At 40.0% G+C, this 25151-nt stretch carries 26 protein-coding genes; 5 read left to right on the top strand and 21 right to left on the bottom strand.

What is annotated here, in order from left to right:
* The first annotated feature begins 652 nt into the window (after positions 1 to 652).
* Both ACSFVZ_RS08640 and ilvN read left to right on the top strand, forming a co-directional pair.
* Entirely contained in the window at positions 653 to 2377 is a 1725-nt protein-coding gene (locus ACSFVZ_RS08640; RefSeq protein ID WP_135926386.1) for an acetolactate synthase 3 large subunit, read from the top strand.
* Positions 2377 to 2874, top strand: a complete 498-nt coding sequence (gene ilvN / locus ACSFVZ_RS08635) for an acetolactate synthase small subunit (protein WP_135926385.1) — start codon at positions 2377 to 2379, stop codon at positions 2872 to 2874. The genes ACSFVZ_RS08640 and ilvN overlap by 1 nt, the downstream gene beginning before the upstream one ends.
* Before the next feature lie 85 nt (positions 2875 to 2959).
* Here ilvN and ACSFVZ_RS08630 read toward each other — a convergent pair whose 3' ends face one another.
* From ACSFVZ_RS08630 to ACSFVZ_RS08560, 15 genes are all read right to left on the bottom strand, one after another.
* Positions 2960 to 3235 carry an HU family DNA-binding protein gene (locus ACSFVZ_RS08630; protein ID WP_036972004.1) on the bottom strand — a complete coding sequence of 92 codons (276 nt, stop codon included), beginning with the start codon at positions 3233 to 3235 and terminating at the stop codon, positions 2960 to 2962.
* 204 nt (positions 3236 to 3439) lie between these two features.
* Positions 3440 to 3973: a DUF3833 domain-containing protein gene (locus tag ACSFVZ_RS08625; protein WP_138557710.1), complete on the bottom strand. Its 534-nt coding sequence runs from the start codon at positions 3971 to 3973 to the stop codon at positions 3440 to 3442.
* On the bottom strand, positions 3966 to 4463 hold the full coding sequence (locus ACSFVZ_RS08620; protein WP_235383434.1) for a chalcone isomerase family protein: 498 nt from the start codon (positions 4461 to 4463) through the stop codon (positions 3966 to 3968). Before ACSFVZ_RS08620 ends, ACSFVZ_RS08625 begins: the two co-directional genes overlap by 8 nt.
* Before the next feature lie 55 nt (positions 4464 to 4518).
* Complete coding sequence (locus tag ACSFVZ_RS08615) at positions 4519 to 5013, bottom strand: DUF2878 domain-containing protein (RefSeq protein ID WP_138557711.1); 495 nt, start codon at positions 5011 to 5013, stop codon at positions 4519 to 4521.
* Complete coding sequence (locus tag ACSFVZ_RS08610; RefSeq protein ID WP_199527755.1) at positions 4991 to 6253, bottom strand: SAM-dependent methyltransferase; 1263 nt, start codon at positions 6251 to 6253, stop codon at positions 4991 to 4993. The genes ACSFVZ_RS08615 and ACSFVZ_RS08610 overlap by 23 nt, the downstream gene beginning before the upstream one ends.
* 13 nt (positions 6254 to 6266) lie before the next feature.
* Complete coding sequence (locus tag ACSFVZ_RS08605; RefSeq protein WP_199527756.1) at positions 6267 to 7007, bottom strand: DUF1365 domain-containing protein; 741 nt, start codon at positions 7005 to 7007, stop codon at positions 6267 to 6269.
* Positions 7000 to 8256: an NAD(P)/FAD-dependent oxidoreductase gene (locus tag ACSFVZ_RS08600; RefSeq protein WP_135926380.1), complete on the bottom strand. Its 1257-nt coding sequence runs from the start codon at positions 8254 to 8256 to the stop codon at positions 7000 to 7002. Before ACSFVZ_RS08600 ends, ACSFVZ_RS08605 begins: the two co-directional genes overlap by 8 nt.
* The gene (locus tag ACSFVZ_RS08595) at positions 8253 to 8963 is read right to left on the bottom strand and encodes an SDR family NAD(P)-dependent oxidoreductase (RefSeq protein WP_435558609.1); all 711 of its coding nucleotides are present in this window, start codon (positions 8961 to 8963) and stop codon (positions 8253 to 8255) included. Before ACSFVZ_RS08595 ends, ACSFVZ_RS08600 begins: the two co-directional genes overlap by 4 nt.
* Positions 8963 to 9409 (bottom strand): nuclear transport factor 2 family protein, encoded by a 447-nt coding sequence (locus tag ACSFVZ_RS08590; protein ID WP_235383431.1) that lies wholly within the window; start codon positions 9407 to 9409, stop codon positions 8963 to 8965. The genes ACSFVZ_RS08595 and ACSFVZ_RS08590 overlap by 1 nt, the downstream gene beginning before the upstream one ends.
* 1 nt (position 9410) lies before the next feature.
* Positions 9411 to 10802, bottom strand: coding sequence for a deoxyribodipyrimidine photo-lyase (gene phrB, locus ACSFVZ_RS08585; RefSeq protein ID WP_235383430.1), 1392 nt, complete (start codon positions 10800 to 10802; stop codon positions 9411 to 9413).
* Positions 10802 to 11755 carry a YbgA family protein gene (locus tag ACSFVZ_RS08580; RefSeq protein ID WP_135926376.1) on the bottom strand — a complete coding sequence of 318 codons (954 nt, stop codon included), beginning with the start codon at positions 11753 to 11755 and terminating at the stop codon, positions 10802 to 10804. The genes phrB and ACSFVZ_RS08580 overlap by 1 nt, the downstream gene beginning before the upstream one ends.
* A 10-nt stretch (positions 11756 to 11765) precedes the next feature.
* Positions 11766 to 12416, bottom strand: a complete 651-nt coding sequence (locus ACSFVZ_RS08575) for a ChrR family anti-sigma-E factor (protein WP_135926375.1) — start codon at positions 12414 to 12416, stop codon at positions 11766 to 11768.
* Positions 12409 to 13032 (bottom strand): sigma-70 family RNA polymerase sigma factor, encoded by a 624-nt coding sequence (locus ACSFVZ_RS08570; protein ID WP_135926374.1) that lies wholly within the window; start codon positions 13030 to 13032, stop codon positions 12409 to 12411. The genes ACSFVZ_RS08575 and ACSFVZ_RS08570 overlap by 8 nt, the downstream gene beginning before the upstream one ends.
* Positions 13033 to 13094: 62 nt before the next feature.
* On the bottom strand, positions 13095 to 13673 hold the full coding sequence (locus ACSFVZ_RS08565; protein ID WP_135926373.1) for an LON peptidase substrate-binding domain-containing protein: 579 nt from the start codon (positions 13671 to 13673) through the stop codon (positions 13095 to 13097).
* Positions 13674 to 13892: 219 nt separating this feature from the next.
* Positions 13893 to 14171 (bottom strand): hypothetical protein, encoded by a 279-nt coding sequence (locus tag ACSFVZ_RS08560; protein WP_135926372.1) that lies wholly within the window; start codon positions 14169 to 14171, stop codon positions 13893 to 13895.
* 258 nt (positions 14172 to 14429) lie between these two features.
* Here ACSFVZ_RS08560 and trhA point away from each other — a divergent pair, with 258 nt between their 5' ends.
* Positions 14430 to 15059, top strand: coding sequence for a PAQR family membrane homeostasis protein TrhA (gene trhA / locus ACSFVZ_RS08555; protein WP_235383427.1), 630 nt, complete (start codon positions 14430 to 14432; stop codon positions 15057 to 15059).
* Here the strand turns inward: trhA and ACSFVZ_RS08550 are convergent.
* Both ACSFVZ_RS08550 and ACSFVZ_RS08545 read right to left on the bottom strand, forming a co-directional pair.
* Positions 15056 to 15364, bottom strand: a complete 309-nt coding sequence (locus tag ACSFVZ_RS08550) for an MGMT family protein (protein WP_235383426.1) — start codon at positions 15362 to 15364, stop codon at positions 15056 to 15058. The genes trhA and ACSFVZ_RS08550 overlap by 4 nt on opposite strands.
* Positions 15348 to 16259, bottom strand: a complete 912-nt coding sequence (locus tag ACSFVZ_RS08545; RefSeq protein ID WP_135926369.1) for a LysR family transcriptional regulator — start codon at positions 16257 to 16259, stop codon at positions 15348 to 15350. The genes ACSFVZ_RS08550 and ACSFVZ_RS08545 overlap by 17 nt, the downstream gene beginning before the upstream one ends.
* Positions 16260 to 16378: 119 nt before the next feature.
* Between ACSFVZ_RS08545 and ACSFVZ_RS08540 the strand changes: the two genes are divergently transcribed.
* The gene (locus tag ACSFVZ_RS08540; protein ID WP_135926368.1) at positions 16379 to 17464 is read left to right on the top strand and encodes an efflux RND transporter periplasmic adaptor subunit; all 1086 of its coding nucleotides are present in this window, start codon (positions 16379 to 16381) and stop codon (positions 17462 to 17464) included.
* Positions 17464 to 20535, top strand: a complete 3072-nt coding sequence (locus ACSFVZ_RS08535) for an efflux RND transporter permease subunit (protein ID WP_435558608.1) — start codon at positions 17464 to 17466, stop codon at positions 20533 to 20535. Before ACSFVZ_RS08540 ends, ACSFVZ_RS08535 begins: the two co-directional genes overlap by 1 nt.
* 129 nt (positions 20536 to 20664) lie before the next feature.
* Here the strand turns inward: ACSFVZ_RS08535 and rluF are convergent, their stop codons facing one another.
* The 4 genes from rluF to ACSFVZ_RS08515 form a co-directional block, all read right to left on the bottom strand.
* Complete coding sequence (gene rluF, locus ACSFVZ_RS08530) at positions 20665 to 21609, bottom strand: 23S rRNA pseudouridine(2604) synthase RluF (protein WP_235383424.1); 945 nt, start codon at positions 21607 to 21609, stop codon at positions 20665 to 20667.
* An 89-nt stretch (positions 21610 to 21698) separates the two neighbouring features.
* Positions 21699 to 22790, bottom strand: a complete 1092-nt coding sequence (locus ACSFVZ_RS08525; RefSeq protein WP_235383423.1) for an ABC transporter substrate-binding protein — start codon at positions 22788 to 22790, stop codon at positions 21699 to 21701.
* Positions 22791 to 22832: 42 nt separating this feature from the next.
* Positions 22833 to 23915: a DUF418 domain-containing protein gene (locus ACSFVZ_RS08520; RefSeq protein WP_435558607.1), complete on the bottom strand. Its 1083-nt coding sequence runs from the start codon at positions 23913 to 23915 to the stop codon at positions 22833 to 22835.
* 7 nt (positions 23916 to 23922) lie between these two features.
* Positions 23923 to 25137 carry an EAL and HDOD domain-containing protein gene (locus tag ACSFVZ_RS08515; RefSeq protein WP_135926363.1) on the bottom strand — a complete coding sequence of 405 codons (1215 nt, stop codon included), beginning with the start codon at positions 25135 to 25137 and terminating at the stop codon, positions 23923 to 23925.
* Positions 25138 to 25151 lie beyond the last annotated feature (14 nt).

Here is a 25151-nt window from a genome sequence, read left to right as displayed (position 1 = left end):
TCCATCATTTTTAGTGTTAATTTGCATTTTAGTGGGCAAATATTATTCATACCTTAATATCCACACGCTCTTTTAGTTAAAGACCATATAGATTGTTAATTACGATTGAAAAATAAAACTGTGTGTCTTGTTTAGTTAAGTCGCGTATTGGCTGTAAGTAAAAGTTAAAGTGGGTGTCTTATTAAAAGAGTTTAAAAAGTGGATTTTACTAGGCTAAGTTATGCGTATCAGTGATAAGTACGCATTATCTATATGCAAAGCTCAACATTCATCACACAATCAATTTAATGCATAGTTACACCTGCAAAAACATAAAACCACACTTTAATTTGCAATAAAAACATACAAAAATGAAAATATAGAAAAATTAATGCAAAATAACACTTTTGCGGTTGACATCAGTTTCTAAAACACTTAAAAATACATCTAACATTTTTTAAACAACAGCCTTCTAGTCGGCTGTGATTTTTAGAAGAAATTAATAAACAATGAATATTAGCCGTCACCTTTTAGTCGTCAATGTACTCGTACTGGTCTTAGTAACAAGCCCAGCGGGAGTCTATTAAAAGGTGAAAGCACGCTTTTTAAAAAACCCCCGCCCTATGCGGGGGTTTTTTTATGCATTTATGCTTGCACACACAGAGGAATGAGGATGAGTACAACAGAATACAATGGATCCGAACTAGTTGTTCGGGCACTTAAAGAATTGAATGTAAAGTATATTTTTGGTTACCCTGGTGGTTCTGTACTTGATTTATACGACGCATTATTTCAGCAAGAAGATATTGAGCATATTTTAGTTCGACATGAGCAAGCCGCAACACATATGGCCGATGGCTATGCCAGAGCAACAGGTGACGTTGGTGTTGTTCTTGCCACCTCAGGTCCGGGTGCAACAAACTGTATTACGGGTATTGCAACCGCTTATATGGATTCTATTCCTATGGTGGTGCTTTCTGGGCAAGTGCCTACAGGTTTAATTGGTGACGATGCTTTCCAAGAAACAGATATTGTTGGTTGTTCTCGTCCAATCGTTAAACACAGTTACAACTGTCGCAGCGCTAAAGATATCCCTACTATTTTAGCTAAAGCATTTTACTTAGCGAGCACCGGACGCCCAGGCCCAGTTGTGGTTGAATTACCAAAGGATATGTTAAACCCTGAGCTTAAGTTTCCTTTTGAGTTTCCAAAAACAACTGAACTACGTACTTATAATCCAAATACCAAAGGTCATTCAAAACAAATTCGTAAAGCTGTCACAGCAATTTTAGAAGCGAAGAAATTAGTGATCTATTCTGGTGGCGGTATTATTTTATCAAATACCTCTGAGCAACTAACGCACTTGGTTGAATCATTAAACGCACCAATCACTAACACCTTAATGGGCCTAGGCGGTATCAGCGGCACTCACCCTAACTTTATTGGCATGTTAGGAATGCATGGTAGCCTTGAGGCAAATAAAGCCATGGCGAACGCGGATGTGATCTTAGCGCTAGGTGCACGATTTGATGATCGGGTTACGAATAACGTTAAAAAATTCTGCCCAAATGCAACCATAGTACATGTTGATGTCGATCCAACTTCAATCTCTAAAACAATTAAAGCGCATATCCCGGTTGTTGGCTGCTTAAAGACCGTACTCGAACAATTACAAGCGGCTATTGATAAGAGCTCAATATCGATAGACCGTTCTGCGCAAGAAGATTGGTGGCGACAAATCATCAGCTGGCGTGAGCAAAAATGCCTTAGCTACAGCACAGATGGCGATAAAATCAAACCACAAGCAGTTATCGAGGCAATTTACAAAGCAACCAATGGCGATGCTTACATCAGCTCTGACGTAGGCCAGCATCAAATGTTTGCAGCTCAATATTATCCATTTAAACATCCTCGCCAATGGATTAATTCTGGTGGTTTAGGCACCATGGGTTTTGGTCTACCAGCGGCAATGGGCGTTAAGCTTGCTTTTCCTGACAAAGAGTCAATCTGTGTAACTGGTGATGGTTCAATCCAAATGAACATTCAAGAGCTATCAACATGCTTACAATACAATTTAGCAGTAAAGGTTGTGTCGTTGAATAACCGCTCACTGGGCATGGTACGTCAATGGCAGGATATGATGTATTCAGGACGTCACTCATCTTCTTACATGGAATCACTTCCTGATTTCGTAAAATTAGTAGAAAGCTATGGCCATGTAGGTATTCGCGTTGATCATATTGATGAACTACAGCCTGCTATTGAAAAAGCCATGTCGATAAACGACAGACTGGTATTTTTAGATATCTGTGTTGATGAAAAAGAACATGTTTACCCAATGCAAATTAAGCTAGGGGCTGTAGATGATATGTGGTTACGTAAAGGAGTAAAAGCATAATGCGCCGTATTTTATCAATCTTATTAGAAAACGAACCTGGTTCACTATCGCGCATTGTTGGCTTATTTTCACAACGCGCTTATAACATCGACAGTTTGACTGTTGGTACAACTGACGATCATTCATTATCACGAATTACCATTACCACCATGGGTGATGATCGTATTGTTGAGCAAATCACCAAACAAGTTAATAAGCTAGTCGATGTACTAAAAATTATCGATCTAACTGAGATGGCACATATTGAGCGTGAACTGTTATTAGTTAAAGTATTCGCACAAGATGAGAATACACGTGCTGCTGTTACACGAGTTGTTGATGTATTCCAAGGGGCTATCTTAGATATGGGCCGTCACAGCTATACTCTGCAGCTTGTAGCGAGCACAGAGAAGGTTGAATCCTTCCTTGATACATTACGTCATGAAAGTGATTTGATTGAAGTAGTTCGCTCTGGCGCGGTTGGTATTGGTCGTGGTGATAAAGCGTTAAAGGCATAAGCCTTTTTCGCCACTTCGATTCAAATATAACAAATACAAAAAAAGGGCTATAAGCCCTTTTTTCAATATAAACCTAGTTACCCAATTATGGATTAACTTGGTCTTTAAGACCTTTACCCGCTTTAAAGCTTGGGATAGTTGCTGCTGCGATTTGAATTTCTGCACCAGTTTGTGGGTTACGGCCAGTACGCGCTGCACGCTCTTTTACTGAGAAAGTACCGAAACCAACTAATGCTACTGAGTTACCTTCTTTAAGAGAATTAGTAACTGCGCCAGTGAATGCATCTAGTGCACGCGTTGCTGCCGCTTTTGAGATTTCTGCATCAGTAGCAATTTTTTCAACTAATTGAGCTTTATTCATTGTTAGATTCCTATTCGTTATTATTTTGCCTTCGCAAAACCTATCTTTATGCATTTTTGAGAAGTTAGCAACAGCAAATTGCTATTTTTACGTAATTTGTTCAAAAATGACTACTATTTAACTATCAAAAACGAGGTTAGCGACGTTAATATTAATAAAGACTTAATTTAATCAACATCGCGAAGTTTTCTGGTAATTAAACGATTACTCGATTTTCTCGATAACTAAGGTTACTTCCCCGACCTCGATGCCAAACTTATCAATAGCAGTGCGGTTTATCAAGCGTGATTGTGTTACCAAGTACATCCAATCATCGAAATTTACCACTAAAGTACTATCATCATATGGAAGCTCGACAGAATATGTCCAATGGAACACACTGCCATTACTTTCACCTTTTGCTTCGCCAATAACATCTGATGCCGTACCTGTTATACTGCCATCATCATTAATGGTGATGTACCAAACACGTGTTTGCGTTTCACCGTCATCATAAACAAATTGCTCGTCAATCACGCCTTTGTTGCCATCCCAGCTTGCTTGCATGTCGACTACCAGCTTACGAGTTAATTCGCCTTTATGGTCCTGTACTACCCCATAGGCTTTTAGCTCACCACTAAAAAACTGCTTAAAGTTAAATTCAGGTTCTGTACCTCGATAATAATCAACATCGGGCGCAGAGCAGCTGGTAATTAACATTACCATAGCTAAAATAAGGATTGCTTTGAGTTTAATCATGTTTCCCTCCAATAAGCTGTTTGCGTAGTGATGGCTCAGAAGTCTCTGCGCTTAGCCAGATTGCTAAAAAGTTATCGGCAAACTTGTCATCATTTATCTGTCCAAGTGCCTTGCCATTAAAGTAAAAGGTCCCTATTGCCTGCTCATTTGTTTGAAACGTTAATGAATCGTTTTTAGAAATATCGGGCCATAAGTCCAACAGCTGTTTGTCGTAAGCCCCTACCATTTCATCTAAGCCTAAATGCTGCCATTGCTCGTTAGTGGCTTTAACAATGTCTTTGGCTTTAAAATCACGCAAATAGGTAAGTGTTAATTTACTAGGGTGTTGACCGAATGTGTAAGTGCCGTTGGGAGTCTCAAGTTTGGCGTTATAAACATCCCAAAATAAATACTCCATTTTAGCTTGGCCAACGGTTTTAAAACCATTTGCAGCAACATCTGCCATAAACAATGAGCACATAAATGCCGCTATAGTCATACACTGTTTCATCGTCTTATCCTAAAAAACTAGTTATGCAATGTTACGTAAAACCATCACTAACTGATCATTTAGCGGCTAAAAAACGCTTATTAAAGGTAATAATGCATACAAACATCGTTGCCCAGCCTAAACCGTAATACAGCCAAAAACTTACAACAGTCAGATCCGTGCTTAATACACCAAATCGTATACCTGCATAATAGCTAGCCGGAGCAAAGGCTAAACAAACCAACCAAGCGAAATACCAAGGAAGCTTTTGCAAAAACTGCATAGACGTATTAATGGTAAGTAATAGTGCAGCCCAAAGAAAAGCGAGCCATAGAGGCAATGGAGATACTTTATAATTAATTAGCTCAAAACCACTTGCAAGCCATTCATAGCCCAGCGCAATTGGTAGACCACATGCTAAAAGCAGTATGTCTTGCTTGCGTTGCTCTGATAAAAAAAGCATTAAACAAATAATAAAAGAGGCAGGGATTACCGCATCGCGCTCAAGGAGTAAGGCACTAAACCATACTCCTTGAAACAACACAAAATTAATAATCGAGCGCAATGCCATCGTCAGAGTGTCCAAATCGCGGTTTACGGGCTACGAGGTGCACAGTGCTTATTGCACGAGTTCTAAATGCACCTTCACAATAGGCTAGGTAAAACAACCATAAACGATAAAAGCGCTGATCAAACTTAACTTTATCAATTTCAGGCCAGCTGGCAACAAAGCGCTCTCGCCAATCAGCCAATGTTCTTGCATAGTGAACACCAATATCTTTTACACTATGTACCACCATGTCAGTTTGCTGTTTAATTTGCTTATTCATTTCGTCTAAGCAAGGGAGACAACCACCCGGGAAGATATACTGCTGAATGAAGTCAGAGTTTTTCAGGTAATGACTATAACGTTGATCAGCAATGGTAATGGCTTGGATCAGCATTGCGCCGCTGTCTTTCAACAAAGAGTGACATTTGGCAAAAAAGCCTGGTAAATATTCATGCCCAACAGCTTCAATCATTTCAATAGACACGAGCTTGTCGTATTTGCCCTCTAAGAGACGATAATCCTGCTTTAATAAGGTGATTTTATGCTCAAGATTTAGCTCTTTAACTTTTTCTTCAACATAGGCATATTGCTCATCTGAAATAGTTGTAGTCGTTACATGGCAGTCAAAATGCGTTGCCGCGTAAATCGCAAAGGCGCCCCACCCTGTGCCAATCTCAATTACTGAGTCACCTGGCTGTAGATCAACTTGCTCACAAATTAATGCCAGTTTGTGATCTTGGGCTTGTTCAAGAGTGGCTTGTTTTGAAGGGTACACGGCACATGAATACAACATTTCATCACTTAAAAATGCACTATAAAGGTCGTTACCTAAGTCATAATGCGCTGCGATATTTTTCTTAGAACCTTGAGCTGAATTTCGATTTCTAAAATGGTTTAAGCGATGAGCTATACCACTAAAAAAAGCGAATTTTTTCTCAAAAGCATCAAGCTCGTCTTGGTTTAAGGCAAATATTTCAATTAATTTAGTAAGGTTATCACAATCCCAGAAACCTAGAATGTAGGCTTCACCAGCGCCCACGCTTCCTGACAATGCAAACAATTTATACATAGCTGCATCGTTAACTGTAACAGTGGCGTGTATATCACTGGTTGTATCACCAAATTGTGTACGGTCATTTCCTTCAATTAAAGTAATGCGACCAATTTTGATGCTATTAAATGCACCTATTACTAATTTTTTGTATAGTTTTGCCACCCAACCTGTTGCTTGAGTCTCAGTCAAATTTGATACTTTTTCCATCACATCACCTAGTTTAATTCTCTTGTTTGCCCGAATGACCAATAAATGGCACACGTTTACAAAATAGTTTCAGCGCGTGAATATAAATACCTTTGAATATACTCAACGTCATTGCTGGAAACTGCTTGAGCACCGCACTCATCCTCTCTTTATTGAGTGGATGCTTTTGTAAACGTAGCGTTGCGTCAAACAAGAGTGTGTCGTCTTTTTTATTTTCAATATGAATCATGGTGTTATCAGGATTCATTCTGATATGCCAATAATAGTTCATATCTAAGTTCATGAAAGGTGATACGGAAAAAACCTTTTTAAAGTTCACTTTTTTTTCGAGCGGCACGACATAATAATGACGTTCATTCCACGGAGTATTACTTACTTCAGCAAGCATATGCGTGAAATTACCATCATTACTTTGGTAGAAAAAAAAGTTAACAGGACTGAAATATATTCCCATACAACGAAGTTGCCCAAGCATATACACTTTAGTAAAGGTTTGCTTTACACCTAATTCAGCTATCTTGGCGAGCGCACGTTGCTGTACTGATAGCTGCATGTTTGTCTGAAAATTAAAATAATCGCTTTGTTTAAACTTTAGAGGTTTAAAGCCTGAACAGCCCAGCCATGGGTGAATGTTATTAAGTTCTTCAGGCTGAGCTAAATCGACCCACATCATGTAAAGTGGGTATTTGAAATGATGTTTTTTAACTGCAAAACGTCGGTGTCTTACGTCACCGACATAAATGGCGCTATTCAAATTCAACCCCAAGCTGCTTTGCCACGTTGACCGCACTTCTTACACCATCTTCATGAAAGCCGTTATACCAATAAGCGCCACAGAAATAGCTATTATTTTTGCCGTCGATTAATGACTTTTGCTGCTGTGCGGCAATCGATTCTTTATTAAATACCGGATGGTGGTAGGTAAACTCGCGTAAAATTTTATCTTTATTGATACCGTCAAGGTGGTTAAGGGTTACACAAAATTGCGTGTCGCTTTGAATACCTTGCAGAATATTCATTTGATAAGTCACAACAGCCGCTTTGTCTGTGTTGTTATTCAACAAATAGTTCCAGCTAGCCCAAGCTGCCTTGCGTTTTGGCAACAACGCTGTATCAGTATGTAAAACCACTGAATTAGCAGTATAAGGAATGGCTGAAAGTACATTCTTTTCGTCTTCACTTGGGTCAAGTAATAACTTTAAAGCCTGATCAGAATGGCAAGCAAACACCACTTTGTCGAATATTTCACTATGACCATCATCAAAATGAACGTGAACACTGTCATCTTTTCGAGATACCGAGCTGATATTGCTATTTAAACGAATTTTATCAGCGAAGCCTTGGATCATGGGTTTAATGTATTCGCGAGAGCCACCCGGAATAACATACCACTGCGGACGATTAGTGATATCCAGCAAACCGTGGTTATAAAAAAACTTAACAAAAAACTCTACGCCAACTTGTGCCATTTCTTTAATACTGGTTGACCAAATAGCAGCGCCCATCGGCAAAATATAATGGAAGCGAAAGAACTCGTTAAAGTCATGCTCATCCAAAAACTCGCCTAATGTTTGATTGGCCTTGTAGTTTTGTTGTGCATGCAATGATTTACACACTTCATTGAAGCGCACTATGTCTTTTAAGAGTTTCCAAAACTTAGGACGAAAGATATTACGCTTTTGAGCGAACAAGCTCCAAAAAGTATGACCGTTATATTCAAAGCCCGTTTGCTCGTTATGCACACTAAAGCTCATTTGAGTTTTCTGACGCTCGACACCCAAACGCTTAAGTAATTTTTCAAAATATGGGTAAGTGCGGTCGTTAAATACAATAAAACCTGTGTCTACAGCGTATTCAACGCCATCAACCTTTACGTCAATGGTTGCAGTATGGCCACCTATGTAGTCGTTTTTCTCAAATACGGTTACATCGTAGTGCTTATGCAATAGGTGCGCACAGCTTAAACCCGCTATGCCAGATCCAATAACAGCCACTTTTTTCAACGTGATAATCCTTTTGCTAGCTTCAGCCAAAGTGGCGTAGGAAGCATTCTTAAAAATTTCAAAATGAAGGTAAAACGGTGCGGAAAGTGCACTTCTTTGCGCCTTTTCGCGACCCCTTTATAAATATAATTTGCCGCTTTTTCAGCACTCACCGCCATTAGCATTGGAAAGTCGTTTTTATCAGTCAGCGGCGTTTTAACAAAACCAGGGTGAACTAAAGTCACATCAACATCTTTTAAATCAACCGCTAAGCTATTAGCTAAATAACTTACACCGGCTTTAGACGCGCCATAAGCCTGGCTGCGCGGTAGCGGTAAGTAAGTCACACTAGAGCTTACAATCACCAGCTGACCACCGGATTTTATCTTTGGCAGTAATGCCTCAAGGCAATAGCCCATACTGAGTAGATTAGTGGTGATCACACGTTCGAATAAACTGCTATCAAAATTACGAGCATCATCAATATATTCACAATTGCCTGCATTTAAAATGACACGATCGAATTGTGTATAGGCGACTGTGCTCGAACGTATATCCTGAAGGTCTGTTGCATCAAATTGGCAAGACTCAATGTTTTGATGTTGGCTCAATTTAGCAAGCTTTTCTGTGTTCCTGCCGCATGCAATCACATGCTCATTATTGTCTGCGTATAGCTTTGCTAATGACTCGCCAATACCTGAAGTTGCGCCTGTAATTAATGTTGTCATTATGCACTCGCCCTTTTATCAATAAATTTAACAGCCGAGCCAAGTACAGGGATATGCCTGTAAAGCATAGCGCCTACGTCAAAATAATCGCGATGATTAATTATTTTATCACCAGCAAACTTTAAACGGCTATGACCTGCAACCGAGATTGCTTGCCCTTTATTGAGCTTGGGATGACGGTATTGCATGGTCCAGTAGATAAAGGCGGTATCATCGTTGCTCTGAGTATTTTCAGTAACATAGCTGTCTTCAATAACAAATTCGCAAGATATAACGTTAGCATAGAGGTTTTTGAAATACTCACGTAGCTCGCCAAGACCATTTACCGCATGCAAGGGATCTGCAAAGTGAATATCTGGATGATAGATTTCATCCAGTAGCTGTAAATTGTCTTTATTGAGTGTTTGATAAACATCAATAAATCTATCAAGGATCGCCTTGTCCATGTCACACCTTAAATGCGTTTAGCGCTCGCTCTCGCGCGGCTTTATGATCAACAATTGCTGGCCAATAACTGCTCGACTTACCCTGTTTCGCTAAATAATCATGCGGAAAATGGATTTGCTTTGCAGGTACTTTTTCCAACTCTGGTAGATATTTACGGATAAATTCACCATCTGGATCAAATCGCTCACTTTGGGTGATTGGATTGAAAATTCGAAAATACGGCTGAGCATCACATCCCGTACTTGCAGCCCATTGCCAGCCACCGTTGTTAGAGGCAAGGTCGCCGTCTATAAGGTGCTGCATAAAAAAGCGCTCGCCTTTACGCCAATCTATTAATAAGTGCTTAGTTAAAAAGCTTGCGACCACCATGCGCAAACGATTATGCATCCAACCAGTTTGCAGTAACTGCCTCATTGCAGCATCAACTAGTGGGTAGCCTGTTTTACCTTCGCACCACGCTTTAAAGTCGCTCTCATCATCACGCCATTTCACAGCGTTGTATTTATCATTGAAGTTGTCGTATTTACTTAGGCTTGGATAAATAGCAATAAGGTGACGATAAAACTCACGCCAAATCAATTCGTTAACCCAACAAAACAAGTTACTTTTGCTGCTACGTAGTACATCAGGATGGCGCTGCTGAATAAGTGCCAATAATTGCTGAACGCTAACAATACCCAAGGCTAAATATGGGCTTAATCCCGAAGTGCCTTTAATGCTTGGGATATCACGCTGGTCTTGATAAGTTGCTAGCTTTTCTTCAATAAAGCGTGCGCAAACGTGGCTGAGGGTATCATCATCAACAGGCCATTTTTCTGAGCTGCCGTCAGAGTCTAATAACTCATTTGGCTGCCATTCAATGGCCTCGAACATCTTAGGCGGCTCAGCAAAATAAAAGTGGGTGTCTTGATAAACTTTTAGCCATGCATTTTTAAATGGCGTGAATACTTTGAACATTTCGCCGCTTTGATTTTTGATGCTTCCAGGTGGCGCAATTACATCGCCGTCGTATGCATAAAAAGCAATATTTTTACTGTCAGCATGCTGTAAAAACGCTTTATCACGGTTTACTTCGTTAAGCTCATATTCGTTGTTAGCGTATACATTTTTTACCTGATGTTGCTCACAAAATGACGCTAATTTTTCAACGCACCCATCGTAATCAACCGCATCAATGACATATAATTTAATACCTTTACTGGCTAAAAGCTCACCTAAAAAGCCAAGCCTACGCTTTAGTAAATCAAGCTGTATAGTTGCCACATCATGTTTTTGCCATTGCTTTTCAGTAATAAAAAAAACTGCATTCTCGCAACCATTTTCGATTGCCTGATATAGTGCATCGTTATTAAAAAGGCGCAAATCGCGCCTAAACCAAAATAAAGTGTTCATTAAATTCCGTAGCGTAGTTTTAATTCGTTCGGATAGGGGTCTAGATAAACTTGTTTCGCCAAGTATTCATTTGGGTGAACTTTTAAATGATGCTTAATTAATGTCAGTGGAACATAAAGTGGTACGAGACCTTTACGGTATTCGTCAATTGCATCTCTTAGTTCTTGCTTTTCTATTTTAGAAAGTGACTTTTTGAAATAACCCTGTAAATGCATCAAGGTATTTGCATTGTTTTTGCGAGAAGCTGGTTTTTTGAGGGCTGTCATTAACCCTAGAATATATTCATCTGCCAAGGCTTGGATATCTTCACCATCAAAGGTGCCCAGTAAATTCCCTAAACTACGGTAAGCTTCGTAATTATGTGCCATCAATAAATACTTATATTGAGCATGGAACTGGGTCAGTCTATGAACTGTGAGTGGCTGCTCACATAGTGTTTGCCAATGCTTGTAGGTGTAAACGCGCATAACAAAGTTTTCGCGAAGATGCATATCGTTTAAACGACCGTTTTCTTCACAAGGCAACAATGGATTGTGCGCCATTATTTGCTCTGCAAAAAAGCCGACACCTTCTGAGGTGTTACCTGTACCCGCTTCGTTGTAGATTTTAATACGTTCCATACCGCAACTAGGGCTTTTGGCACAAAACACAAAGCCGCTTAACTCAGCGGTTTGCTCTGTTGCCACTCGTTTACCATATTCTGTTAGTTTAGGGCCAACATCGCCAGTACCATCAGGACGGCACACTTTAATGGTGTCGCCAACTCGCACTTGGCGAATCGTTGGTCTAGGGATTGGCAACCCTACCGCTACTTCAGGGCAAAACTTTTTATACTCAACATGATTAGCCAACTCATCCATGCAAAAATTAGATTTTTTGTGTCCACTGTCAAAGCGAACTTTGTCGCCTGCTAAACAGGCGCTTAAACCAATTTTAATTGTCGATTGCTGCATATAAACTCTACTAATAGATTAGATTACCAATTGGATTTAGTAATTTACTAATACCTTTATTGAAGTGTAGGGCACTACTAACAACTGTAAAGCACAAGCACCCTTCAATTGTTTTTGGCGTGTGATTGTGGCGACCATCTAACATCATAAAGTCACCTGGAACATAGTGTCCGTCTTCATCACTAAACTCACCATCTAATAATAAAGTTAGCTCAAACCCCGTATGCGTGTGCTCAGGTATTTCACCACCCGCATCAATGTGCAATAGACTTGCTCGTAATGGGCCGTCGTCTAAATCAATGCGAGAGCGGGCAAGTTTACCTATTTGCATAAAGTTACTGTGACCAATACGCGTAAGTGCTCTAGGTAATGTGTAGGTTTTATCTTTAACATCAACCGATACCTGTGCTTGCTCGTATACCTCATCGATTGACTCGTCAGCTATGATGGCATCAAAAAGAGTTTTATCGAACATATCATCCATATCATTAGCAGATTCGATAAATATGTCGTCAGCATTTTTTGCCTCAAGCGCGGCTAACTCTTTTTGGCACACAGGACACATTTCAACATGAATAGCGACTGCAACACTCAAAGTGGCAGGTAAATTACCTTCACTGAACTTGGCAAGTAATTCGTTGCTAGGATGGTGCTTAATCATGGTGGTCTCCCATTTCATTGCGTAACTTCTGCAAGGCTAAGCGAAGACGGGACTTCACTGTGCCTACGGGAATATTTAAATGCTCAGCAAGTTGCTCTTGCGACATATCTTGAAAGTAAACGCCACGCACGACTTCACGTTGTGCAAGTGGTAATTTATCAAGGTATTGTTTAATTTGTTTATCTTCTAAGTGGTCACTAAATTCGTGTTGACCCGGCTGGGCTTCATCAATTAGAGGCCAAATATCTTCACTAATACACTCTTCTTTACTGCTCTTCATTTTTCTGAGCATGTCGAAAGATGCGTTACGCATCACGGTATAAACCCATGTCGTCGCCGCCCCTTTCTCTTTATGGTAAAGATGTGCTTTACGCCAAACTGAGGTTAACGTTTCTTGAACTAATTCCATTGCTTGTGCTTCAGAGCCGAATTGCTTTATCCCAAAACGTTTAATTTTTGGTGAGAAATATTGGAAAAGTATTGCAAACGCACGTTTATCACGGTGCGTAGCAACAGCAAATAATGCATCAGCAAGCTCTTTGCTTGGTGTATCTGGCATGGCAGAGTATTGACCTGTGTTAGGTTTACAACCTGTTTGAAGTTGTTGACTTACCATCTTTATGTCATCCAATTATTGTCGTTTGTAGTAATACGCCAAAAAGTTGATGTTAGATCACATTAATCAGTAAATTCGTTGTTAATTAGAGTATGGAGGAAACTTAGCAAGTTTTCAAAGCTAGATTTATAAGCAAGTTGTTGTTTTTTAACTAACGATATAGGCAGGATCTCTAGCCAACGAGCAGCGACCCAAGCAAGGTTATCAAATTGTGGAGTTTTATATAGACCCGCTAAGTCAGGCTGATTTGCAAACACAGCACGAAGTGTGTCACTTAGTAAGGTGTTTTCGTCATTAATTGGCGTGCTTACATACCACGAAGGTGACGTAGTTATTTCGATGTCAGCATGGCGTAGCTGCTGCTTGTCCTGACTAGCGTTGTGAATAGAAACCGCATGTTCAGCATAAACATCAATTAATAGTTGGCCATTATCATCTTGATTGAAATCGGTTATTTGCATTAAACAACCTATCTCGGGCAAGTTAAGGTCTGTGTCGTGTTGGTAAGTGCAAAGCACAAAACCTGTATTATCTTGCACAGCTTCTTTGACCATTGTTAAATAACGTTGCTCAAAGATTCTTAGCTTGGTGAACCCTTCAGGTAAAATAAAAACCGGTAAAGGAAAAATCGCACGCTTCATAAAGTCTACTATTCTAAAACCACATGCCTTTAATTACGTGCGCTTTCTATCCGCCGATCAATATTTCATGAAATCTTAATATCTACTTGTACTTTAGAAGTTGAACCATTGCGCAACGTTACGAAATAATTCGATTGATGCATATGCACTGAGTAAACTCAAAACCGGTGCAACCATAAGTAAAAATAAGCTGATTTCACTACTCATTGTCTTGTTTCCTTACTGCTTGTTTGTTGCTTTAGGAGCTTGAGCAACTTTTAACTCTTCTTCTTTCGAAGCAATTGCATCTTCACTCATGTAAGTATCTAGTAACTTTTGAGCATCAAACTCAATGCTGTTCATTACGCTTTGTTTCAATTCGTTACTTGCTTGTTGAACATAGCTTTTAACAGATTGTGTAATTGTGTTGCTGATATCTAATTCAAAGTCAGTAGCACTTGCTTGAGTTGACGCAAATACAAGTAACGCAGCAGTAGTTAATTTAAGTGAGTTATTCATAGTGGTATTCCTTGTCTCTTTAAGTAATTAGTCGTAATTACTTAATCAAAGGTTGTGCCACCCTGAAAATAAATTTTAAATTATTGATTTTAAAGAATTTAAAAATATATTTATTTTTTAACCTCATTCAGGGTTAGTTAATAATACCAACCAATTTAGATATTTTGACTAATATTTAGTGAAAAAATAAGCATTGCCAACTTCAGCGTACACTTGTACACTGAAACTGTTTTAATCACTCATTTTTAGTAGATAGATATGACAGAACAACTCCCCTACTCACGCCAAGAAGAACAACTTAACGTGCTCACTCACAGCATGGGAGTCCTGTTTGCGGTATATGTGCTGTGGGATTTAATATCACAATCTAACGTTATATCAGCTACGGTAAGTGCCATCGTCTATGGAGCAAGCCTACTGGTATTATTTTTAGCTTCTACTTTGTATCACGCAAGCACCAAGGAGCGTATACGGGCCATTTATAAAAAATGTGACCACTGTGCTATTTACTTGCTTATTGCGGGTACTTACACGCCTTATTTGGTTATTTCGTTATCAGGGGCATGGTCAATTGCAGCTTTAGTGTTTATTTGGTCTTTAGCACTTGGCGGCGTTGCGTATAAGTTACTAGTCAAAAACACCAATAAAAAGGTCTCACTCGCTACCTATTTATTAATGGGTTGGTTTGCATTAGCGCTTGTTTACCCACTTTATTTAAACCTTGATTTAAGCGCTTTATGGTGGCTGCTAGCAGGTGGGATTGCTTACAGTTTAGGCACTGTGTTTTACAGTGCTAAAACTCGCCATTACAGCCATGCAATTTGGCATGTATTTGTGCTGGTTGGCTGTGTTTGCCACTACTTATCAATTAGTTTGTATGTTTATTAGTGCCACTGATGCAAGCGCATATTAATTTTGGCCTTGTTAAAGGTAACGCCTTCACTGAGTAGTTTTTGTCGTTGCTCAAGATGTTTATTGCTACCCTCTGGAAACGATATTTTGCCCTGGCTATTTACTACTCGATGCCACGGAATACGTGAACCTTCAGGCATCACTTTCAATAACCGCCCTACTAACCTTGCGTTATTAGGATAACCTGCAAGCTTTGCAACTTGCCCATAACTGGCTACTTTTCCCGCTGGAATGGCGCAAATAATGGTATAAATTAAATCTTCTTTAGTTGCCTGCTGCACGACTAGACTCCAAATACTGTTTGCTGACTTCGCTAAAATCTTGCCAAATAGCTCTCGCAACAGGGCCATGATGGACAGAGTGCTGCCTAAAAACACGTATTTCAGCGCCAAACTGGTGTTCACGGTCAGTAATTTTTATTTGCTGCAACAAACCGGCTTCAATCTCAGCTTGGCAATGTTGCAAACTAATCATCGCCCAACCCGCACCAGACAGTAAAAACGACTTTACACTGGTTATATCGTCAATTTTCATTAATGCAGAGCCCAATGTATAAGACAACCTATCACTATCGAAACTCAAGTCACTCTCAAACATAGCCAAGCATGGGTAATTTTGAATATCAGCAAAGCTAATTTTACTAGGTACCACATTAGGTGCGCTGACTATACCGATATCAAATTTACCTATAGGCAAACTTTCAAGATCCCCTGTTGCATGGAACAGGTCAAACCAAGGCCCAATCCCTAAGTCCGCTTGATGACTGTTTACTTGTTCAAGGGATACAAAGCGTTTACCTGAAGAAATACTAAACTCAGTACTAGCAAAACGTTGGAAGGTTTCACTTATGACTTGATTGTAACTAGGTTGGTGGCAAAGTTGCTCGTAGCAAATTTTATAATTAGCTTCATTTCCTAGCGCCAACTCTTTAGCAAGCGAGCTCAGTTCACTGTTTGCGTTAAGTAACTGACGTGCCTCACGATAAAAAATACGGCCTTTTTCAGTAAGATGTAAGCGATACTGGCTACGGTCTAAAAGCTCAAACCCCAGCTCAGATTCGAGTTTTTTTATCGCCAGTGTTAGTGCAGGTTGGGTTTTATGAAGTTTTATAGCGGCTTGGCTCAAACTAGCACTCTGTACAATTGCATCTAAAATAACGAGTTGATTTAGGTTCATGATATAAAAACCACTATATAAATAAAATTAATGATGTTTCTAAAATTTAATAATTTTTATTTTATATGTTTGCAGCGTATCCTGCAGCTAATTTATGCATCATATCTATGGAGAAGACAATGAAATTGGCATTCGTTGCGATAACTACGAGCCTAATTTTGATGCTTGCGGCATGTTCTGAGCAGGCATCTAATACTGAGGTTGAGCCAGTTGTGCGCCCGGTAAAATTATTCACTATAAGTAATCTTTCAGATGAAACTATACGTAGTTTTCCAGCTGAAGTTGTTGCTAACCAAGGTTCATATCTCGCCTTTAGAGTGAATGGTGAGTTACTTGAGTTCCCAGCGCTTGCCGGTCAGCATGTTGAAAAAGGACAGCTGCTTGCCAAACTCGACCCTGAAGACTTTCAACTACAATATGATGAGCGCAAAGCGCGTTTTGAACTCGCAGAGTCTCAACTTGAACGTGTACAAAAGCTTTTTGACCGTTCAATCGCCAGTCAATCTGAGTTAGACCAAGCCCTTGCTAACAAGCAAGTAGCAGAATCAGCATTAAAGATAGCCAAAACGAATTTAGATAACAGTGAATTACGTGCGCCGTTTGCAGGCACTGTAGCAAAGGTGTTTGTTAAAAACTTTGAGAACATTCAAGCCAAGCAGAATATTTTACGACTTGAAACCCGTGATTTAATGGATGTTGTTATTCAAGTCCCAGAAAAACTCATTGCACGCATCGATAAAGATGTTGAATATCAACCTGATGTTGTCTTTGATGGCTATCCTAACAAATCTTATAAACTGTCTGTGAAAGAATTTGATACTCAAGCAGATCCAATCACCCTAACCTATAAAGTGGTATTTTCTTTACCGGTTCCTAAAGATTTTAATCTACTTGAAGGTATGACTGGCCGCGTTGATATTGATTTAAGCAAGATCACCAACTCACAATCACCCTATACATTATTACCTGTAGAAGCTGTTTTCTCTGAGCCAACCGAGCCTGAAAGTAACAATAGTTATGTATGGATTTATGACGAAGAAAGTGGCCTTGTCCATAAGCAAGCTGTAGAAGTAGGACAGCTACATCGTGATAGCATTGAAGTATTATCGGGTATCAAAGCAGGACAAAAAATAGTCGCTGCAGGGGTTAACTTTTTAGAAGAAGGCATGAAAGTTCGTCCTTGGCAAAAAGAGCGAGGCTTATAATGAGCTTTGCTGCACTTGCTATCGAAAGGAAAGTGGTAAGTTGGATGTTTGCGCTGTTTTTGCTTATTGGCGGAACAGTGGCTTACTTTGGCTTAGGACAACTTGAAGACCCTGAATTCACATTAAAAAAAGCCATGGTGATCACCCTGTATCCAGGTGCGTCGCCACAACAGGTTGAAGAAGAAGTTACATTTCCCATAGAGAATGCGATTCAACAACTGCCGTATGTTGATTACGTGACCAGTATTTCATCACCGGGTAAATCGCAAATTACCGTCGAGATGAAAAGCAATTATCGTAAACAAGACTTACGCCAAATATGGGACGAACTGCGTCGTAAAATCAACGACCAAGCAGCCTCAATGCCATCTGGGGTTTATCCGAGTAAAATTATGGATGACTTTGGTGATGTATACGGTGTGATGTACGCGGTAACTGGCGATGGTTACTCTTACGATGAACTGAAAGATTACGTTGATTATTTAAAACGTGAGCTTGTGTTGGTTGATGGCGTTAGTAAAGTAACTGTTGGTGGCGAGCAACAAGCACAGGTTATGGTTGAAATTTCAACCCGTAAACTTGCCCAGCTAGGTATTTCACCCAACCGCATTTATCAACTTTTACAAACTCAAAATAGTGTGTCGAACGCAGGTAAGGTGCGCGTCGGCGATGAGTCAATTCGCTTACACCCAACCGGTGAATTCAAAGACGTTAAAGAGCTTGAAAATCTTCTTATTTCAAAGCCAGGTGAAAATGAACTTATTTATTTAGGTGATGTTGCTAAGGTATTTCGTGAATACGCTGAAGTACCAAACAATATTATTCGCTATAACCAACAGCAAGCATTACTGGTAGGTGTGTCGTTTAGCACAGGCGTAAACGTCGTTGATGTAGGGGCAAATATTGATGCTCATTTAGCGTCACTCGAATACCAGCGACCGCATGGTATGGAAATCAACAGCGTTTATAACCAGCCAGCCGAAGTTGAGAAGTCAGTAAGTGGCTTTATTATCAGCCTGCTTGAAGCGGTTGCCATTGTCATTATTGTACTTTTAGTCTTTATGGGCTTTAAAAGTGGCGTATTGATTGGTGTAATACTTCTGCTTACCGTATTAGGCACCTTTATTTTCATGAAGTTGTTTGCCATAGATTTACAACGTATCTCATTAGGCGCCCTGATTATTGCCTTAGGTATGCTGGTTGATAATGCCATTGTTGTAACCGAAGGTATATTGATAAACCTCAAGCGCGGACAAACAAAACTGCAAGCAGCAACTAACATAGTTGATCAAACCAAGTGGCCGTTACTCGGTGCGACGGTTATCGCTATTACGGCATTTGCGCCAATTGGTTTGAGTTCAGATGCCAGTGGTGAATTTGCTGGCAGCTTGTTCTGGGTGTTGTTTATTTCATTATTATTAAGCTGGATCACAGCTATCACCCTGACGCCATTTTTTGCTGATTTAATGTTTAAACAAGCAACTGCAAAACAGCCACATCATGATGAAGACCCTTATCAAGGTGTTATTTTTAATGTCTATAAAGGCGTGTTACATGCGGCAATGCGTTATCGTAAAACCACATTGTTAATAATGGTTATCATGCTAGTGAGTTCTGTGTTTGGTTTTAAATTTATCAAGCAGTCGTTTTTCCCTGCATCAAATACACCTATGTTTTATGTTGATTATTGGCATACACAAGGTGCTGATATTCATACCACAATGGATGGCGTCGCAAAACTTGAAAAATTCTTACAAGCAGACCCTCTTGTAGAAGAAGTAACAACGACAGTCGGTCAAGGTGCCCCTCGCTTTATGCTGACTTACGCACCTGAAAAATCATACCCAGCTTATGGGCAATTGATTATTCGTGTAAAAGACCGTGAAGCCGTCACCACTATGATCAAAAAAGTACGTGATTACCAACACGAGCACGTACTTGATGCTCAGCTTAAAGTTAAACGTATGGAAATTGGCCCATCAACTGATGCAAAAATCGAAGCGCGTTTTTCTGGTGCTGATCCTGTGGTACTTCGCCAGTTAGCAAAAGAGGCAAAAGACATTCTGCATCAAGATGCAGGAGCATTTAACATTCGTGACGATTGGCGAGCACGTTCTAAGTTAATTCGCCCTCAGTTTAACGAGCAAAAAGCCCGTCGTTTAGGGATTGCCAAATCTGACCTCGATCAGCTGCTGTTAACCAGCTTATCAGGTAAGCAAGTGGGTGTTTATAAAGATGGCACGCAAATGCTGCCCATTATTGCCCGCTCGCCTGCAGAAGAGCGCTTAAACGTTGAAAGCCTGCGTGACTTACAAATATACAGCCCTGTGTTAGGTGTGTTTGTACCCGTTACACAAGTGGTTGATGACTTTGTGGTTGAGTGGGAAGACAGCTTGATCATGCGACGTGATCGTAAGCGTACTATCACAGTGATGGCCGACCACGATGTTATTGGTGATGAAACACCAGCAAAGCTCTTTGCACGTGTTCGCAAAGATATAGAAGCCATTAAACTTCCTAATGGCTATGAACTGCAATGGGGCGGCGAGTTTGAGTCGTCAAGCAAAGCACAAAAAGCCATTTTCGGTTCATTGCCACTTGGTTATTTAGCCATGTTCGCAATCACAGTACTGCTGTTTAACTCTGTTAAGCAACCATTAGTAATATGGGCGACGGTGCCGTTAGCAATCATTGGTGTATCGGCAGGTTTATTACTAATGAATGCAGCATTTAGCTTTATGGCACTGCTTGGCTTACTTAGTTTAAGCGGCATGCTCATCAAAAACGGCATTGTATTAGTTGATCAAATTAACCTTGAACTCGATAGCGGGAAAGACCCTTATAAAGCAGTGTTTGACTCTGGTGTAAGCCGTGTTCGCCCTGTAGCGATGGCTGCGATTACCACCATTTTAGGCATGATCCCACTGCTATTTGACGTGTTCTTCCAGTCAATGGCGGTAACCATTATGTTTGGCCTTGGTTTTGCCACAGTGCTGACCCTGATTGTTGTGCCTGTGCTTTATACCATGCTGTTTAAGATCAAAGTACCTAAACAGCGTCACGCTAATTAATACAGATTGACTCTCAACCAAAAGCCCTAACAGCAAACTGTTAGGGCTTTTTCTTTATTAGAATGACTGGTAACTAAAACCGCCACAGCATAAAAAGCTATTCAAACACTACATTTTAAAAGCTCAAGCTTACTTTTTCAGGCTTAATGTACCTGTGCGTTTGGTGCTGCTACGTTTCGTTTGATTTGGTTTTGCTGAGTGCGAATTGCCAGCCTTTGCTCTTGATTGACCTTGTTTGGCATCGTTGCGTGCTTTTTTCACGTATTTTGAAAAGTCGCGCTTTTTTTCTTCTTCATTGCGTGGTTTTTGCTTGCCGCGGGCTTGGGTTGGCTGTTTATTTTCATCAATTGAGCGCTCTTCTGTTTTACCTGAGTCGGCAATTGAGTTATTGATCTCTGCCATTTCTTGCTCGGTTAAATGACGCCACTGCCCTACTTTTAAACCTTTTAGGGTAACGTTCATAATACGTGTGCGTTTAAGAGTCACCACTTCATAACCTAAATATTCACACATGCGGCGAATTTGGCGGTTTAAGCCTTGTGTTAGCACAATGGTAAATTGCTGTGGGCCAGTTTGTTTTACCTTACACTTTTTAGTAACAGTATCAAGAATAGGAATACCATTTGCCATCTTGTTAACAAACTGGCGGTTTAGCGGTTTATCAACTGTCACTACGTATTCTTTTTCATGATTATTACCAGCACGCAGGATTTTATTAACGATGTCGCCTTCGTTGGTTAAAAAAATCAAGCCTTCTGAAGGCCTATCTAAGCGTCCGATTGGGAAAATACGCTCTGGGTAGTTAACCGCTTTAACAATGTTACTTTGAATTTTTCGCTCAGTTGTACAAGTAATACCAACAGGTTTGTTATAGGCGATATAAACTCGTTTAGGTTTTGCTTTTAATGGCTGACCATCAATCAGAACGTCATCATCATTGCTGACTTTTACGCCCATTTCAGGCAAGTTGCCGTTAACAGTTACACGACCTTCTTCAATATATTTATCTGCCTCACGGCGTGAACAAAAACCTGTTTCACTGATAAATTTATTTAATCGCTTTAACTCTGTCATGGCATACTTCTGTCTGGATTTTAAAGCCGCTAGTTTATACCAGAAGCCTTTGCCAAGCTAGGTAGAATCTAGGCTCTTTCGCAGCACTTTTAGTGCAGCGCTGCATTTTTAGGCTTTTCACTCAATAAATTATGCAGGGTATCAAAATCGAACGCGTACTCGCTACTTTTAGTGTTTTGCAGTAAAAAGGTTTCAAAGGGGATAACCGACCAGTCTTTAATATTTCTAAGCCAGCCATAACTTTTTATGTTGTGCTGTGTAATGACCCCAAGTTGAAACTTAATCGCATTATGGTTTTGCCAATAAGGATTACCATTTTTATGATCGACTAAGCTTATTAATGCCCACGCACCCATCATAAAATGCCCGCCAACACTGGCCGTGAGTTTTTGCTGTTCAATCAAGTCTAAATTTTCATCAAGCCAATCTATACCACCAATAAAATAGGCTTTCTCTGCTTTTTCTTTTACTGCTTCAAGTGCACCTTGTGCCATTAAATCAGAAGCGCACCAAATTACATTAGTATCTGGATATCGTTGTAATAAACGACTTACTTTATGCACTGCCTCTTGCTTGTTCCAGTTGGCATAAACAACTTGCTCAAGCTCGACATCTTGTTTACGTAAGTAATGAACAAGGCCATCACTGCGGGTATCTGATTCGGAGCCATAATGACCATTAATCGCAACAAAATGCGGCGTTTGCTTTGCAGCTATTGCCTCATTAAGTAAAGCTTTGCCAAGTTGCTCTCCCGCTTTAAAGTTATCGTGAAAAACCTCTCCTAACCAGTATTTAAAGCGCTGGCGAGGCTTACCAACTTCATCTCGCTCAACGCCGACAATGGTTTCTTCCAGTGTTATAAAGTTAACTTTGTGCTGCTCAAGTAGAGTCATTGACTGCTCAGCACCACCAGGGTAATTGATCAAGATAGCGTAATCTGGCTTGGGGTTATATTGTAGGTACTGTTTTAATTCAGCTAATTGAATATGACGATTACCGCCGCCGTAAATGGTCGTGAGATTGACATTATTTTGCTCGGCAGCCACGTGCATGATATCACTCACTTTTTGCCAAAATATGTCGGTTTTAACTGATGGATTAACGAGCAACACAGAAAACTGATCGCCTGCATAAAGTGGTGAACAGCAAAGCAATGTTAAAACTAACCAGCAAGTGCGCATAACCACTCCGTTTTGTTTTCTTTTATTGTAGTATACGAGACATTATCTCGACAATTTTCGCCAAATTAATTCACACGGACCATGTTTAAAGTACTGGCTATAGACTTTACAAAATACCAATTGAAAAACAAGCACACCCGCAATAACCAACCAATAATCTATTCGATCGAAATTAAGTGCAGCGCTTGAGAATGCAACTTTAAAAAACAGTATAAATATTACTGTTTGCATCAGATATAAAGTCAATGACATGCGTCCAGCCTGCTGTAACAGCAACCATTTACTGGATTTATTTTTAACTATTTTTACAATGATATGGCAATAGCAAATGGCCATAGCTAAAGCTGCTAGCCAATTTATAGGCTCGACAATCGCGTACATAAATACACTACTGTTAGGGTCTATCATCAACCTTACGAGTGTTAAACCAATAGCCGCTGGAACAATCATGTTAAGCTGAGCTTTCGTTAAGCCGTCAACAAAAACCCCTTGTTTATATAGATAAACGCCCACTAGCATTAGCCCTGCGGCCATCCACATAGTGATCAGCGGCACTGCAATAAGCATCACAGTAAACATTAATATGTTACTGACAAATCCAGCAAAGTAGGAAGAATAAGCCGCATCATAAGCCATCAAAAACGCGTCTGAACTTCGCGTTAAAGGCGTTAATTCAGGTTCGACAAAGGCAAGTAAAAATGAAATAAAGGCACCGAGAAGTAAAAACAACATGCCCATACGCAGTATTTTTTCGTTATCTTGCTGGCTAAATTTAAGGGTTAACCAACCAGCACAGGCATAAATAAACAAAATATCGCCGGCCCAAAGCAAAAAGCCGTGAGCAAGGCCAATATAAGCAAGCACTTTTAAGCGATTGTGTTGTTTATCTATACTTTGCCAAAGCTGCCATTGAATAACCAATGAGGCACCAAATAATAGGCAAAAAAGGCTTCTAAAACGTCCATCAATAAATAGCACATTAATGATGTTTATGACAGTATCAGAAAGTGGTGGCGATGAGCTTGGGGTATAATCATACTCAAACATAGCAAAGGTATAGATGTTCATAAACATCAAACCTAGCACCGCAATACCCCGTAAAACATCCATATTTATATTGCGCATAGTTCCCTTATAAGTTTTGTCTACAGCTATCGCTCCAATTTACCGCATTTTCGTATATTTTGGGAAGTTCCCCACTCTCAATATTTAAATAGGCAACTGCTTGCTCCAGTGCCCACCAGCTTCCTGTTTCGTATGCTTTAACAGTTTCGAGAATGTAATAGAGAATATTCTTTTCTTGCATTAATGCTGCATGTATTTCGTCAGGAAACGGCAATCTATCCAACAGCTTTTCCATCGGCTGATCTAATATTGCATCGAGTAATGAAAACAGCCCCGTTAAAAATGCCTCTCCGGTTTGTTGTTTTGCGACACGCTGCGCTATTAATTCACAAAAACGCGCTCTGACAACACAAAGCCGAGTAAGCTCGGCTGGTTTTGATTGGGCGCTATGGGCGGTGATGATCAAACTAACAAACTTTTTCAGTCGTTCATGACCTAGGTACACAAGCGCTTGCTTTAATGAACCTATTTTACTTTTTATTGGAAATACACCACTGTTTATTAAGCGTAATAGCTTGTAGGCAAGTGCAGTATCTAAAGAAAACAGTCCCGCGATTTCGCTAATATTAGGATCAGGGCGCATTACTTCAGCATAAATCGACAAAACTAATGCATAGTTGTAATCGATATCGCGATGTTGGATCATTTTTGGTTTTGCAAAAAAGTAACCTTGGAAAAAATCGAAACCCATTTTGTAGGCTTTCTCATAATCATCGGCAGTTTCAAGCTTTTCTGCTAATAGTTTTATTTTTTTATGCTTTTTCAGCTTCTGTAAAACAGGCGCAATGTCCTCAAAGGGGGTTTGCTTCACATCGAACTTAATCAAGCGAATTAACTTTAAAAAGCGGTCCCATTCAGGTTGGTATACGAAATCATCAAGAGCAAGTTTGTAGTTATTATGGAAAAGCTCCCGACAAAATTCATAGTTTTCGTCTGTTGGCTCCATCGTTTCGAGAAGCTCAATAACCACGTCTTGAGTTGGCAAAAACGCGCATAGGTCCAGTTTCAACGATTCTGGACCTATATTAATTAACGCCTTTTTGCCCGACGTAATATGGCGAGTGCCTAGATTGAGCTGGTTTTCCATAATCAGACGCGCAGTAGCTGTGCTCTCTGAAACATCCGGGAAACTGTTTTTTAAACTATCTCTAAATAGTAGCTCATAGGCGACAACTTGTTGACGACGATTAAAGACCGCTTGCCTAGCAACAAATACAGCCACTTTACCTACTTTTG

Source organism: Pseudoalteromonas nanhaiensis (assembly GCF_051235485.1).
GTDB classification, from domain to species: domain Bacteria; phylum Pseudomonadota; class Gammaproteobacteria; order Enterobacterales; family Alteromonadaceae; genus Pseudoalteromonas; species Pseudoalteromonas lipolytica_C.
Note: the sequence above shows the minus strand (reverse complement) of the source record. Positions and strands in the feature narration are given on the sequence as shown.